This window comes from Mesorhizobium waimense, from assembly GCF_003601975.1.
Taxonomy (GTDB): domain Bacteria; phylum Pseudomonadota; class Alphaproteobacteria; order Rhizobiales; family Rhizobiaceae; genus Mesorhizobium; species Mesorhizobium waimense.
In genome coordinates, this window is the sequence record NZ_QZWZ01000010.1 from 93,624 (window position 1) to 106,715 (window position 13,092).

Here is a 13,092-nt window from a genome sequence, read left to right on the forward strand (position 1 = left end):
AGCCGGTTTGCGTAAGCGAATTCATCGTGCCAGTGGCACGATGAAAGGCCGGCGAACGCCGGGACGCTGCGCAGCAGCGGGGACCCGGCCGGGCGACCTTGGTTACTTCTTCAAAAACGCCTCGATCCGCTCCAGCGCGCGCAGGATGTTCTCCTCGGAATTGGCGTAGGAGAGCCTGATATAGCCTTCGCCGAGAATACCGAAGTCGGGGCCGCCGATCAGCGCCACGCCGGCATCCTCAAGCAGCGCCGAGGCGAGTTTTTTTGCTTTCCAGCCGGTCTTGGAGACATTCGGGAAGGCGTAGAATGCACCCTTCGGCGTGATGCAGGAAACGCCGGGCAGAGCATTCAGCCCCTCGACCACGACCTTCCGGCGGCGATCGAAGGCACGCATCATCTTGTCGACATCGTCCTGCGGACCGTCGATGGCGGCGATGCCGGCGAACTGGCTCGGCGCGTTGACGCAGGACCAGCAATTCACCGCCAGCTTGCGCACCTTGTCGTAGAGATGGGCACCTTTGTCGCCGTTCGGCCAGATCGACCAGCCCATGCGCCAGCCGGTCATTGCCCAGGTCTTCGACCAGCCGTTCAGCACGATCAGCCGGTCACGGATTTCGGGGAAGGTGAGCAGCGAGCAATGCTTCTCGCCGTCATAGGTCATCACGTCGTAGATCTCGTCGGAGAGGATGGCGACGTGCGGGTGCGCCTGCAATCCCTTGACCAGCTTTTCGATCTCGGCCCGCGGCGTCACGCCGCCGGTCGGGTTGGCCGGCGAGTTGAGGATCAGGAGCCTCGTCTTCGGCGTGATCAGCGCCAGCGTCTCGTCGGCCGAAAAGGCGAAGCCGTTTTCCTCACGGATCGGCACCGGGATGGGGGCCGCGCCGGTGAATTCGATCATCGAGCGGTAGATCGGAAAGCCGGGGTCGGGATAGAGGATTTCCGTCCCCGGTTCGCCGAACATCAGGATCGCGGCGAACATGGTCGGCTTGCCGCCTGGCAGGATCATCACGCTCTCCGGCGACACCTCGACGCCGGTGGTGGTCAGCGTACGGCGCACCACCGCTTCGCGCGTCGCCAGCAAGCCGTTGGCCGGCGTGTAGCCATGGTGGCCATCGCGCAGCGCCTTGATCGCCGCCTCGACGATGTGCTGCGGCGTCTTGAAGTCGGGCTGGCCGATGCCGAGATTGACGATGTCGCGGCCCTGGTGCGCTAGTGCTGTCGCCCGCGCGAGCACCGCGAAGGCATTTTCCTCGCCGAGACGGTCAAAGGCCGAAATCGTGTGGAGCATTTTTCCCGTCCCTGTGGTTCTTTCTCTCAGCGTGCGTTTTTGTGAGCGTCCGGTCACAAAAGTCAAACGGATTGGAGCCTTGCGTGTCGGAAAATCTCGAGAATTGGCGGCCGCGTCCGCGGCCCGAACGCAAAGTGCTTGAAGGCCGCACTGTCAGGCTTGAACCACTGAGCGCCGCGAAGCATGGCGACGGCCTCTACGAGGCGTCGTCAGTGTCCGACGTCGGCGGCCGCTTCGCCTGGCTGCCCGAGTATCCGCCAGAAACCCGCGCCGCTTTCCAGCCCTGGCTGGACAAGGTCGAAGCCAGCGAGGATCCGCTGTTCTTCACCGTCATCGACAAGGCAAGCGGCAAGGTCGCCGGACGCCAAACGTTGATGCGCATAGATCCGGCCTATGGCGTGATCGAGATCGGCAACATCTATTGGGGGCCAATCATCTCGCGCAAGCCGGCGGCGACCGAAGCGCAGTTCCTGTTCATGAAGTACATATTCGACGAGCTCGGCTATCGCCGTTACGAATGGAAATGCAACAACCGCAACGAGCCGTCGAAGCGCGCGGCCGAGCGTTTCGGCTTCAAGTTCGAGGGCATTTTCCGCCAGCATCTTGTCGTCAAGGGTGAAAACCGCGATACCGCGTGGTACTCGATCATCGACAAGGAATGGCCTGATCTGAGCAGAGCCTATGAGGCATGGCTCGACCCGGCCAATTTCGACGGCAAGGGCCAGCAGAAGCGGCGGCTCGAGGATTTCCGCGCCGAGTTCGGTGCGTAGCAGGAGTTCATGGATGGCGCATAGCCACGATCATGGTTCGCATGGGCACGGTTCGCCGGGACACGCCCACAGCCATGGTGCCGGCCATGTGCACGGCTCGACCGACAAGAAGCGTGTGCTGATCGCCGCCTGCCTGACGGCCGGCTTCATGGTCGCGGAGGCGCTTGGTGGCCTGCTGACGGGGTCGCTGGCGCTGCTGGCGGATGCCGGCCATATGCTCGCCGATTCGATCGCGCTCGGCCTTGCCTGGTATGCCTTCCATCTTGCGGGACGGCCAGCGACGGTCCGGCTCACCTATGGCTTCGGCCGGGTCAAGACATTAGTCGCCTATACCAACGGCATCGCCATCTTCGCCATCGCACTGTGGATCATCTACGAAGCCTGGGGCCGCCTGCTGACGCCGGCGCCGGTGCTCGGCGGACCGATGCTGGTGGTGGCGATCGCCGGCCTGCTGGTGAACATCGGTTCGTTCTTCGTGCTGCATGGCGGCGATCGCGACAACCTCAACATGCGCGGCGCCATCCTGCACGTGCTGGGCGACCTGCTCGGCTCGGCGGCGGCCATCGTTGCGGCCCTGGTCATCCTGGCGACCGGCTGGACGCCCATCGATCCGATCCTGTCGGTGCTGGTCTCGCTGCTCATCCTGTCGACGGCGTGGTCGCTAATGCGTGAAGCCGCCCATGTCCTGCTCGAAGGCGTGCCGGCTAGCCTCGACCGTGATCTCATCGCCAAGGACCTGGAAGGGACGGTGAAGGGCGTACGCGAGGTGCATCACATGCATGTCTGGTCGCTCGATGGCTCAGCCAACATGGCGACGCTGCACGCCTGCCTCAATGACGGGGTCGATGCCCATACCGCGGTCAGCGCCATCAAGAAACGGCTTGCAGCCGAGCACGGCATCAGCCATGCCACTGTCGAACCGGAATTCGGGCACTGCGCCGATGACGAGCATGACCACGACCATGACCATGCACACGGTACGACGCCGCATCACGGTCACTATCACTGACGCAGGGAGTTCTGTGACATTGGCAACGAAGTTTCGCCGCGTCGGGCGCACGTGATGGATCGTGACACGCGCAATGCGCTGATCGCGGCGGCATGGATCATGCTGCTGTTCGGCCTCGCCGCCTATTGGCTGCCAACGGTGATGCTGGCAGTCGGCAGCGTGTCGACCGTTCTTGCAGTCATTGTCGCGGCAATCTTCCTGCTGGCGTTGTTCGTCGTGTTCTGGCTGCGCGGCCGCAGCCAACGCAAAAAGGGTCTTTGACAATGCGCATTCTGATCACCGGCGCGGCAGGCATGGTCGGCCGCAAGCTCATTGCCCGGCTGGCGAAGGACCGGACGCTGCGCGGGCAAAAGATCACCGCGCTCGACCTGCACGACATCGTGCCGCCGCAGGCGCCCGCCATTGAAGGCGTCGATGCCTCCATCCATACGGGCGATCTCGCAGCCCCCGGCGCGACGGCAAGCCTGGTCGCTTTGCGTCCCGACGTGATCTTTCATCTCGCGGGTGTGGTGTCGGGTGAGGCGGAGGCCAATTTCGATCTCGGCTACCGCGTCAATCTCGACGGCACGCGGGCGCTGTTCGACGCCGTCCGGCTGGCGGCGTTCGCACCACGCCTTGTCTTCACCTCGTCGATCGCCGTGTTCGGCGCGCCGTTCCCCGAGATCATCCCGGACGAGTTCCATCCCACGCCGCTGACCTCCTACGGCACGCAGAAGCTGATGGGCGAGGCGCTGCTTGCCGACTATTCCAGGCGCGGCTTCTTCGATGGCATCGGCATCCGGCTGCCGACCATTTGCGTGCGGCCCGGAAAGCCGAACAAGGCCGCCTCCGGGTTCTTCTCCGGCATCATCCGCGAGCCGCTGAGCGGTCAGGAAGCGATCCTGCCGGTGCCGCGCTCGGTCGTGCACACCCATGCCAGCCCGCGCTCGGCGGTGAACTTCCTGATCCATGCGGCCGGGATCGACGGCAGCGCCGTCGGACCGCGCCGCAACCTGACCATGCCCGGCGTCGCCGTCACGGTCGGCGAGCAGATCGAGGCGCTGGAACGCGTCGCCGGCGCCAGCGCGGTGAAGCTGATCCGCGAGCAACCCGACGAAACGGTCTGGGCGATTGTGAAGGGCTGGCCGACGCGGTTCGAGGCGCGGCGTTCGAGGGAGCTTGGCTTCAGCGCCGAAAAGAGTTTCGACGAGATCATCCACGCCCATATCGAGGATGAGCTCGACGGCAAGGTCGCGGGTTAAGCGGCGCCCTGGCGCTATACGCTGCCCGTCAGGCTCGCCGACAGCAGCAGCAATCCGAACAGGAAGACGAACGCCGCGCCGCCGATCTCGACGATCGAGTGGATGCGGTTGCCCATGCGGCCGTCGCCGGCAAAATAGACGGCCCAGTTCTTGGCGGTCACCGCGAGCGTCGCCAGCGCCGAGACCGTGATGGCCGTGCCGAGCGACATCGCAAGGACCGACAGCAAGCCGCCGAGCCAAAGCCCGTTGAGCAGCGCGAAGCTCAGCACGATCAGCGCGCCGGAGCAGGGGCGGATGCCGACGGCGGCCACCGCCGACCATGCAGTGCGCCAATCGAAACGATCGCCCGACAGTAGCGCTGGGTCCGGTGCATGCGAATGGCCGCAGGTCTCGCAGACCTCGCCTGCGGCGTGGTCGTGATGGGCATGCGCGCCATGATCGTGGTGATCGTGCGCGCCATGGCCGTGATGATCGTGGGAATGCGCCGCGTGATCGTGATCATGCGAATGGTCATGGTCCGTATGATTATGGTCGTGACGCGCGTGGGAATGCGCAGAATTCGCATGCGCGGCATGGGAATGGCCACCATGCGAATGTCCGCCATGCGAATGGGCATGGGCAGCCGAGAGGCTGTAGGCCGGGCCAGCACCGAAGAGGCGAAGGACGGTCGGGCCAAGCTTGCGCCACAGCAGCCAGGCGCCGAACAAGGTAACGAAGACGAAGCTCATGATCTCCATGAACCATGCAGCGTCGGTCATCGAGACGGTGGTGCCGCGCAGCACGAAATAGGCGAGCAGCATGACGGCGATAGCGGTCAGCCCCTGCAGCAGGGCCGAGACGAAGGACAGCAGGATGCCGCGCTTCAGCGCCACTTCGTTGGCCACCATGTAGGACGAGATAACCGCCTTGCCGTGACCGGGACCAGCGGCGTGGAAAATGCCATAGGCGAAAGACAAGGCAATCAGCAGCCACATCTTGCTGCCGTCCTGACGCATCGCCTTCATCGTCGTCGCCAGCGCGCGGTAGAATTCCTGCTGTCTGAGATTGATCCACATCAGGATGTGGGCGAGCGGGCCGCTGGCGGTGGGGGCCATGCCATCATTGGTGCCGATGCCGAGCGAGCTCTGGGCATGGGCGGAGCCGAGGAGGTGCGTCATCAGCAGAGCCGCGGCCACAAGGCCGAGCGCCAGGCGCAGGGACGGTTTCATCACCGGATCTATCCTTCTGGCGGGCAGTTCAGTTCAAGCTTGGTAGCGAAGATCTTGCTCATGTCGGTGCCTGTCGGATCGTTGAAGAAAGCTTCCGTCAGGGTCTTCTGGTTCTCGGCGATGGCCTCGTCCGGATCCGGACGGACGACCTTCTTGGTGCATGTCGAGGGCAGGCCTTCGACCGTGATGTTGGAATCCTCGGTGAAGTCGATCGCCGTGTAGAAGGTCGGATCGTAGACGCCGATGTCGATCTTGCCGGACAGCTTGATAGGCTGCTTCGGCTCGGACTCGAACAGGATGATCAGCTGGTCGTTTTCGAAATTGGCCATGAGATGCGGCGGCGGCGTCATCGCCACATCCTTGCCGTCGACGGTGACGAGCTGGAAATAGTTGAACTCGGCCAGCGAAGCATGGACGGTGTCGGCGACATCCTTCAGCTCCTTGTCGTCAAGCTTCAGGTCGGAGTTCTTGTCGAACTCCATCATCACCGTACTAGAAAACAGGTCGTCGAAGCGCCAGAGATGGCGCAGCGCTTTCACACTTTGGTGATCCGGGCTGAGGATGACGTCAAGGCGGGCCTCGGCGAAGACGTGGGGGTGCGCAGCGGCCGACTCGACCGCGGCAAATGTCGCCGCCATGGCCGAAGCCATCACAATTGCCTGCCGTTTCAGCTGCATTCTCGGTCGCGATTCCATCGACTTCGGAGGTGGACCTGACAGTTATCAGAAAGGGGGCGAAATTGGGACCGCTGTCGGGTGTCGCCCAAAAGTGCGCAGCGGTTTTGGGCGACACGCACACAAAAAGCTCAGCGTCGCGGGGCGACGCGCTTCGAGCGCCGAAGGTATTACGACTGTTCGCGCGCCTTGAACCATTGCACCAGGAAATCGACGAAGACGCGGACCTTGGCGGGCAAATAGCGCCGATGCGGGTAGACGGCGAAGATGCCGGCGCCCGACAGGATACGGTCGTCCAGCGCGGTCACCAATTGGCCGCTCTCGAGATCGGGCGCGGCGATGAAATCCGGCAGTATGGTGAACCCTAGCCCCGACACAGCGGCAGCTCTTGCCGCCATCGGGCTGTTGACCTCGACCGGACCGGAGACCGAAACGCTCACCGTGTCGCTGCCGTCGCCCTTGAACTGCCAGTTGTTCAGCCCGCGCCCGTTGGTGTCGACGATGCAGGGAATTCGGGCAAGGTCTTGCGGCCGCGCCGGCATGCCGTGCTTGGCGATGAGTTCCGGAGAGGCGCAGAGCCGCACCGAAAACGGCGCCAGACGCCTGGCGATGAGCGAAGAATTCTCCAGCCGCGAGATGCGCACCGCGAGATCAAAGCCCTCCTCGACCAGGTCGACGAAGCGGTCGTCGAGCTGGATGTCGAGCACGATGTCGGGGTGCTGCTTGGCGAAGTCGATCAGCGACTGGCCGATCGGCGCGTCGGCGAAGGTGCGCGGCGCCGAAAGCTTGATGCGGCCGCGCACATCGCCGGAGGATTCGCGCACCGCATCCGCAAGGCTGTCGACCTCGCGCACGATCTCCGAGGCGCGCCGGTAATAGGTATGGCCGGCCTCGGTCATCGAGAACTGCCGCGTCGTGCGGTTCAAGAGCAATGCGCCGAGCTCGTCCTCCAGCTCGCGCACATATTTCGACAGCAGCGCCTTGGAGCGGCCGATCTTGCGCGCGGCGGCCGAAAAGCCTTCGGCTTCGACCACGTCGATGAAGGCGCGCATGCGGGTCAGCGTGTCCATGGCTCAGGCCTTTCGTGCCGCGTCGAGAAGTTTGCGGCCGAGCCGTATCAGGGCAGTGTCGCTTCCGGAAGGGCCGAGCAGCGAGAGGCCGAAGGGTGCGCCGTCAACCGATCCGAGCGGCAGCGTGATCTGCGGAAAACCGGACAGGCCCGAAAGGCACAACAGATGCAGCGCCCTTTCGCGATAGGCCTGGAGCTGCTCCGCCGTGCCGTTGACCAGCGGTGCCGGGCCTGGAACCGTCGGCAGGACGAGAAAGCCATGGTTGCCAAGCAATTTGGCGAGCTCGGAGCGGAAGGCCAGCCGGCGCGCTGCCTCTGCGTCGGCCGTCCTGGTGTCGACCGCGCGGCCGAAACCGAAGCGCTCGTCGACGCCGGGACCAAGGCGAGGCTCGCCAGCCGAAATCCAGTCGCCATGAACCTGCCAGGCCTCGTAGGCCTGCAGCCGGCGAAAGCACCAGTAGAGTTCGTCGGGTAAAGAGGCGAAGGTATTTTCGACCGGCGCGGGCTCACCCAGAACGGCTGCTGCCCGCGCCTTCATTTCAGCATATTCGGCGGCCTCGGCCGGCCCGGCGACGAAGCCGTCCAGCCAGCCGATCGAAAGCGGGCGGTTGAGCGCGTGCTGATGCGGATCGCGGCCGAGCAGCAGTTTGCCGACTGCCTCGTAGGTCTCGATGTCGTCGGCGAACCAGCCGAACGTGTCGAGGCTTGGCGCCAGCTTCATGGCGCCCTCAAGTGAGATGCGGCCATGCGTGGTACGCAGCCCAATCAGCCCGCAGAAGCTGGCCGGGGCGCGGATCGAGCCGCCGGTGTCCGAGCCGACGGCAATGTCGGCAAGCCCGCCCGCCACCGCGGCGGCCGAGCCGGACGAGGAGCCGCCGGTGACGCGGTCGGGCGCGGCCGGGTTCACCGGAAACGGGAAATGCGCATTCTGGCCCATCAGCGAAAAGGCGAGCTCGTCGGTCTGGGTCTTGCCGACGAAGCGCGCGCCGGCGTCGAGAATCACCTGCACGGCCTCGGCCGTCTGCGAGGCGGCGTGGGCCTCGGCGAATTTGTGCGGGTTGCCGCAGCCGGTGCGGTAGCCGACGACGTCGTAGATGTCCTTGACGGCCAGCCGCAGGCCGGCGAGCGGGCCCAATTGCGCATGCGCCACCGGCATTTGGCGCAGGTCGAGGAAAGCGTTGAGCGGGCCGTGCGTGCCTGTCATCGTTCAATATCCGTATACGGTCATGCGTAGATTGTTCGGTGCCGGAAATTTTACAACCGGGGGATACGATTTTTATTGATTGTGAAATCCTTCGCTCTTATATCGCGCTTGCCCAAAGTCGCACGTGCCTGTGGGTGTCCGCCGATCCTCGAATGGTGAGGGCAATCGGTAAGGTAACTGGAGCTAACCCCTCCAGTCGGTTTAGCGGCCAACCGCCAGACCGAGGACACCTTGAAGCAACGACGGTGCGGGCCTTTCTGGTGTTCTGCCGGTTGTCCAAAGACCGGGGTTACTGAAGAGGCACACCTTCATTGCCGGCAGTGCGGACGGGTCTCCCATCCAAGCCAAGGCAGACAAAGCGAACCGAGGCCGGGCAAGGCCAAGGTTCACCGCCGCGAGACGGCGCTTCATGGTTCCGGGGTCTCCACCGGCTGGTTCCATGGATTTCCGTCCCGCCTTTGTCCACCGCGTGTTCGCGAGGCCGACAGCCCGCGTCCCGCAGCCTTACTGCGCGCCGCAAGGCGCTGATGGAGAGACCCCGATGGCTACCCAGCGCATCCTTGACTTCCTCGCCACTCGACGTCCGAACGGCCCGTGCCTCGTCGTCGACCTCGATGTCGTGCGCGACAATTTCCGCGCCTTCGAGAAGGCGCTGCCCGATTCGAAAATCTACTATGCGGTGAAAGCAAACCCGGCGCCGGAAATCCTGCGCCTCCTTGCTACGATGGGCTCGTCCTTCGACACCGCTTCCGTTGCCGAAGTCGAGATGGCGATGGACGCCGGTGCGCCGGCGGACCGCATCTCCTTCGGCAACACCATTAAGAAGGAGCGTGACATCGCACGCGCCTACCAGCTCGGCATTCGCCTGTTCGCCGTCGACTGCGTCGAGGAAGTCGAGAAGATAGCCCGCGTCGCTCCCGGCTCGCGCGTGTTCTGCCGCGTGCTGACCGACGGCGAGGGCGCCGAATGGCCGCTGTCGCGTAAGTTCGGCTGCGTGCCGGCGATGGCGGTCGACGTGCTGCGCCATGCCAAGGCGCTCGGCCTCGACGCCTATGGCGTGTCGTTCCATGTCGGCTCGCAGCAGACCGACCTGACCGCGTGGGACCGCGCGCTGGGCGACGCCAAAAAGGTGTTCGCGACGCTTGCCGACGAAGGCATCGTCTTGAAGATGGTCAATATGGGCGGTGGCTTCCCGACCCGCTACCTGAAGGACGTGCCGGTGGCGCAGGCTTATGGTCAGGCGATCTTCTCGGCGCTGCGCAAGCATTTCGGCAATGCGCTGCCCGAGACCATCATCGAGCCGGGCCGCGGCATGGTCGGCAATGCCGGCGTCATCAAGTCGGAAGTCGTGCTGATCTCGAAGAAGGCCGACAACGACAATGTGCGCTGGGTGTTCCTCGACATCGGCAAGTTCGGCGGTCTGGCCGAGACGATGGACGAGGCGATCCGCTACCCGATCGTGACCGCGCATGACGGCACCGAGACCGCGCCTTGCGTGCTCGCCGGCCCGACCTGCGATTCGGCCGACGTGATGTACGAGAAGACGCCGTATCCGCTGCCCCTGTCGCTGACAATCGGTGACGAGGTGCTGATCGAAGGCACCGGCGCCTACACGACGACCTATGCCTCGGTCGCCTTCAACGGCTTCGAGCCGCTCCGATCCTACGTGATCTGACGGTTCGAAAGAACCGCTCAGATCATCCCAGGTGGGCGCCTGTCGCCCGCCCGGGCTCGCCTGTGGAACAGATCTCCGCTCGTGAAGGATCGCGGAAATGGAAATGCCAGTTGAAATCGTGAACCACTCGCCGGCCTTTGTGATGGTCGCTGAAACCGCTGCCGATGAGGCGGCGCGCGAGGCTTTGCTTGATCGTGCCATGGGGCCGAAGCGGCGGAAAAAGTCGTCGGAGAAGCTGCGGCGCGGCCGCCGGCCTTCCGAAGGTCTGGCCTTTGTCGTGCGTGACGCCTCGGGTGCTGTCGTCGGCACCGTGCGGCTTTGGGACGTAAGGCTGGGCGAGGGCGGTCCGGCAGCGCTGCTGCTCGGCCCGCTTGCCGTCGACCCCGCGCTCAAGAATGCCGGCATCGGCTCGGCGCTGATGCGGCACGCGGTGGCCGAGGCGGGCCGCCTTGGCCATGGTGCCATCCTGCTGGTCGGCGACGCACCTTACTATGGGCGCTTCGGTTTCTCGGCGGCAAAGACCGGCGCGCTTGCCATGCCTGGCCCCTATGAGCGGCACCGGCTGCTGGCATTGGAACTGACGGACGGCGCGCTTGACGGCGCGCAGGGCACGTTGCGGGCAGCGGGGCGCAAGCTGAAGGCGCTGCCGCTGACTTTCGCGGCGTAGAGCTTCCAGGTGGATATAAAGCAAAAACGCCGCCCGATGGGCGGAAAATTGCCCTTTTGAATCAATGCGAAATCGGCAGTAAGGCCTTGTGATTGCTGCATAGTTTACGCTGTGGCTATTATAGCTATCCATGGTACAAACATCCTGCCGTCCATGACGCATGTTGCGTCGCGGCCATGATCGATCCGACCGTCTTCACCACGGAGAAGGCCGATATCCGCGTCGAGCTTGCCGGCCGGTGGACCAAGGGCATGACGGTCTGCAATTTCGAGAAGATGGGTGGCATGCGCCATTTCGGCGGCACGGCGAGCGAGCAGGTCAACTTCCGCCACATCGTGGCGATGAAGCTCGACCATCCGAAATTCTGCGATTTGATCGTCGACGCGCTGGAGCGGCTGACCAGACTGAAGACATGATCGCCCTACGTCCGAACGACCTGACCGCAGTCGCGGAGGAAACCGGGCTAATGGCTTTTTAAAAAAAGCCGGACAGAATATTCGGACCCGCTTCGCCCGGCCGCAGCCTGATCCCGTCCTCGAAGCCGTTCAGCGTCACGCACTCGAAGCCGTTGTGTGCGAGGAGTGCGACCAGCGAGTCACGGTCGAAGTGGTGCAGGTGCTCGTTGGGCAGACGCATGCGCCACGTCCGGAACCACGCATCGCCATCACGGGCGGCCAGGAGCTCGATATGGGTGACCACCAAAAGGCTTATCGCGTCGCAGGAAAGGGAGGCACATAAGCCTTATTGGGTATTTGGCGCAGACAGCGAACAATCTAAACTGAGCACGTCCGCAATGTGAGCGCTCGAGTCAGTAGCAGTGAGGATCGCGGCGGGTGACGTATAGAAAGAAATCATCTGCACAGTTCCAGGGCAACACGAGTCGGGCCTGGATTAACTTCAGCAGGCGCCACTGGAGGTGGAGCGCCATTCCCTTATGCATATTCCTGCTATGGCTGATAACTCCGGCAGACAATGGCGCCGACATGCAACAGAAGCTCGTGGCGCAACGCGAATTGGCGGCGGCAGAAGCGGAACTGGATTTGATGCAGCGTGCTGCACGCGACGCCAGCGCGCAGGCACGTGCAGCGACCGACACCGCGGCTGAGCAAGGACAGGCCCTGGAAGAGCAACGGCGACGAGCCGAAGCGCTCACGCTCGATCTGGAAGCGGAGCACCACGTTATCGACGACTTCAAAGCCAAAGCCATTCTGGCGGATGAAGCGCGTCACTCAATGGAAGTTTCTCTGGCTGAGGCGAACCGAGCGCTTGATGAAGAGCGGCACAAGGTTGAGCTCTCCGAACACGAACTCACCGCGGTCCGCCAAACTAGCGACGCCAACAAGATGAGCGCGGATCTGGCCGCGGTCGAGCGGGCCAATGCCGTAAGGGACCGACAGGTGGCCGAGGCCGCTTTAAGGCAAGCTGACGATACACTCGAACTTGAACGCGCACGTGGAGATTCAACCGCACGTGATCTCGTCAGTGCTCGCCGTGATCTCGACAGTGCCCGTCGGGAACGCGACGCTGCAACGCAGGTCTCGGTAGAATTGAGTGCGGCGCTGGACCAAGAACGTGAAAGGGCTACCGGTTTAGCCCGCAGCCTCAGTGCCGCGCGGGAGGCGATTGACATTGTCAAAGATGAGCTTCGCACTGCTGCTGTGGTGCGCACGCCGAAAGCACGCACCCCAGCGGGTGGACTGGCAAGTACATCATCGGGCGCGCAACCAGCCCGCAAACCGCGCTTGCCGGAAAAACAGAAAGTGAAGGACCGGAAGTCACCGCAACCTGTTCTGCCGGCAATCATCGCTCTTCCCGCCGCATTGCTGCCTACGCGACCACCGAACAAGCTCGACCTCGCCAGCGAAGACTAGTGAGCGAAATGTGTGTCGCAGGAGGAGAGTATGAAAATGATTAAATACGTCGTAGCCGCGTTGACGATCGTGATTGCAATCGGGCCTGCCTCGGCTCTTGACACAAGTATAGGCGGCAAGGTCGGCGGTCTCGGAGTCGATGCTGGAGTGAGCGCCGGTTCGCAAGGCGCATCTGTGGGAGTGGGTGCGAGCGTCGGCGGTCTCGGAGTCGATGCTGGAGGGAGCGCCGGTTCGCAAGGCGCATCTGTGGGAGTGGGTGCGAGCGTCGGCGGTCTCGGAGTCGATGCTGGAGTGAGCCCCGGTTCGCAAGGCGCATCTAAGGGAGTGGGTGCGAGCGTCGGCGCAGGTGCCGGCGATGATCCGTCCGCCGAGAACCAATCGGCTACCGCTCCCGGTAGTCCGGCCTCAGTCACGACA

14 protein-coding genes are annotated in these 13,092 nt (G+C 63.8%); 8 read left to right on the forward strand and 6 right to left on the reverse strand.

Annotation, left to right across the window (positions count from 1 at the left end; genetic code table 11):
• Nucleotides 1-102 precede the first annotated feature (102 nt).
• Nucleotides 103-1,287: a pyridoxal phosphate-dependent aminotransferase gene (locus tag D3227_RS14925; RefSeq protein WP_120014866.1), complete on the reverse strand. Its 1,185-nt coding sequence runs from the start codon at nucleotides 1,285-1,287 to the stop codon at nucleotides 103-105.
• An 83-nt stretch (nucleotides 1,288-1,370) separates the two neighbouring features.
• Here D3227_RS14925 and D3227_RS14930 point away from each other — a divergent pair, with 83 nt between their 5' ends.
• From D3227_RS14930 to denD, 4 genes are read left to right on the forward strand one after another with little or no spacing between them, the layout of a single operon-like run.
• On the forward strand, nucleotides 1,371-2,057 hold the full coding sequence (locus tag D3227_RS14930; RefSeq protein ID WP_120014867.1) for a GNAT family N-acetyltransferase: 687 nt from the start codon (nucleotides 1,371-1,373) through the stop codon (nucleotides 2,055-2,057).
• A 13-nt stretch (nucleotides 2,058-2,070) separates the two neighbouring features.
• Nucleotides 2,071-3,066, forward strand: coding sequence for a cation diffusion facilitator family transporter (locus D3227_RS14935; protein WP_120014868.1), 996 nt, complete (start codon nucleotides 2,071-2,073; stop codon nucleotides 3,064-3,066).
• 54 nt (nucleotides 3,067-3,120) lie between these two features.
• Nucleotides 3,121-3,327: a hypothetical protein gene (locus tag D3227_RS14940; RefSeq protein ID WP_120014869.1), complete on the forward strand. Its 207-nt coding sequence runs from the start codon at nucleotides 3,121-3,123 to the stop codon at nucleotides 3,325-3,327.
• A gap of 2 nt (nucleotides 3,328-3,329) precedes the next feature.
• Nucleotides 3,330-4,307 carry a D-erythronate dehydrogenase gene (gene denD, locus D3227_RS14945; protein ID WP_120014870.1) on the forward strand — a complete coding sequence of 326 codons (978 nt, stop codon included), beginning with the start codon at nucleotides 3,330-3,332 and terminating at the stop codon, nucleotides 4,305-4,307.
• A 14-nt stretch (nucleotides 4,308-4,321) separates the two neighbouring features.
• Here the strand turns inward: denD and D3227_RS14950 are convergent, their stop codons facing one another.
• The 4 genes from D3227_RS14950 to D3227_RS14965 form a co-directional block, all read right to left on the reverse strand.
• Entirely contained in the window at nucleotides 4,322-5,515 is a 1,194-nt protein-coding gene (locus D3227_RS14950) for a nickel/cobalt transporter (protein WP_425374506.1), read from the reverse strand.
• Nucleotides 5,516-5,523: 8 nt separating this feature from the next.
• Nucleotides 5,524-6,192, reverse strand: a complete 669-nt coding sequence (locus D3227_RS14955; RefSeq protein ID WP_120014872.1) for a DUF1007 family protein — start codon at nucleotides 6,190-6,192, stop codon at nucleotides 5,524-5,526.
• 167 nt (nucleotides 6,193-6,359) lie between these two features.
• Nucleotides 6,360-7,259, reverse strand: coding sequence for a LysR family transcriptional regulator (locus D3227_RS14960; protein ID WP_120014873.1), 900 nt, complete (start codon nucleotides 7,257-7,259; stop codon nucleotides 6,360-6,362).
• Between the two features lie 3 nt (nucleotides 7,260-7,262).
• The gene (locus D3227_RS14965; protein ID WP_120014874.1) at nucleotides 7,263-8,462 is read right to left on the reverse strand and encodes an amidase; all 1,200 of its coding nucleotides are present in this window, start codon (nucleotides 8,460-8,462) and stop codon (nucleotides 7,263-7,265) included.
• Nucleotides 8,463-9,003: 541 nt separating this feature from the next.
• Between D3227_RS14965 and odc2 the strand changes: the two genes are divergently transcribed.
• The 3 genes from odc2 to D3227_RS14980 all read left to right on the forward strand — a co-directional run bounded on the left by odc2 (nucleotide 9,004) and on the right by D3227_RS14980 (nucleotide 11,220).
• Nucleotides 9,004-10,137 (forward strand): ornithine/lysine decarboxylase, encoded by a 1,134-nt coding sequence (gene odc2 / locus D3227_RS14970; protein ID WP_120014875.1) that lies wholly within the window; start codon nucleotides 9,004-9,006, stop codon nucleotides 10,135-10,137.
• 97 nt (nucleotides 10,138-10,234) lie between these two features.
• Nucleotides 10,235-10,804, forward strand: a complete 570-nt coding sequence (locus tag D3227_RS14975; protein WP_120014876.1) for a GNAT family N-acetyltransferase — start codon at nucleotides 10,235-10,237, stop codon at nucleotides 10,802-10,804.
• A gap of 92 nt (nucleotides 10,805-10,896) precedes the next feature.
• Nucleotides 10,897-11,220 (forward strand): nucleoside hydrolase, encoded by a 324-nt coding sequence (locus D3227_RS14980; RefSeq protein WP_281034909.1) that lies wholly within the window; start codon nucleotides 10,897-10,899, stop codon nucleotides 11,218-11,220.
• 58 nt (nucleotides 11,221-11,278) lie between these two features.
• Here D3227_RS14980 and D3227_RS14985 read toward each other — a convergent pair whose 3' ends face one another.
• Nucleotides 11,279-11,503: a class I SAM-dependent methyltransferase gene (locus tag D3227_RS14985; protein ID WP_245451760.1), complete on the reverse strand. Its 225-nt coding sequence runs from the start codon at nucleotides 11,501-11,503 to the stop codon at nucleotides 11,279-11,281.
• Between the two features lie 284 nt (nucleotides 11,504-11,787).
• Here D3227_RS14985 and D3227_RS14990 point away from each other — a divergent pair, with 284 nt between their 5' ends.
• Nucleotides 11,788-12,675, forward strand: coding sequence for a coiled-coil domain-containing protein (locus D3227_RS14990; protein ID WP_147377603.1), 888 nt, complete (start codon nucleotides 11,788-11,790; stop codon nucleotides 12,673-12,675).
• Nucleotides 12,676-13,092 lie beyond the last annotated feature (417 nt).

Coding starts and splice junctions, on each gene's coding strand:
- D3227_RS14925 (WP_120014866.1), bottom strand. CDS start 1,287: ATGCTCCACACGATTTCGGCCTTTGACCGTCTCGGCGAGGAAAATGCC.
- D3227_RS14935 (WP_120014868.1), top strand. CDS start 2,071: ATGGCGCATAGCCACGATCATGGTTCGCATGGGCACGGTTCGCCGGGA.
- D3227_RS14940 (WP_120014869.1), top strand. CDS start 3,121: ATGGATCGTGACACGCGCAATGCGCTGATCGCGGCGGCATGGATCATG.
- denD (WP_120014870.1), top strand. CDS start 3,330: ATGCGCATTCTGATCACCGGCGCGGCAGGCATGGTCGGCCGCAAGCTC.
- D3227_RS14950 (WP_425374506.1), bottom strand. CDS start 5,515: ATGAAACCGTCCCTGCGCCTGGCGCTCGGCCTTGTGGCCGCGGCTCTG.
- D3227_RS14955 (WP_120014872.1), bottom strand. CDS start 6,192: ATGCAGCTGAAACGGCAGGCAATTGTGATGGCTTCGGCCATGGCGGCG.
- D3227_RS14960 (WP_120014873.1), bottom strand. CDS start 7,259: ATGGACACGCTGACCCGCATGCGCGCCTTCATCGACGTGGTCGAAGCC.
- D3227_RS14965 (WP_120014874.1), bottom strand. CDS start 8,462: ATGACAGGCACGCACGGCCCGCTCAACGCTTTCCTCGACCTGCGCCAA.
- odc2 (WP_120014875.1), top strand. CDS start 9,004: ATGGCTACCCAGCGCATCCTTGACTTCCTCGCCACTCGACGTCCGAAC.
- D3227_RS14975 (WP_120014876.1), top strand. CDS start 10,235: ATGGAAATGCCAGTTGAAATCGTGAACCACTCGCCGGCCTTTGTGATG.
- D3227_RS14990 (WP_147377603.1), top strand. CDS start 11,788: ATGCAACAGAAGCTCGTGGCGCAACGCGAATTGGCGGCGGCAGAAGCG.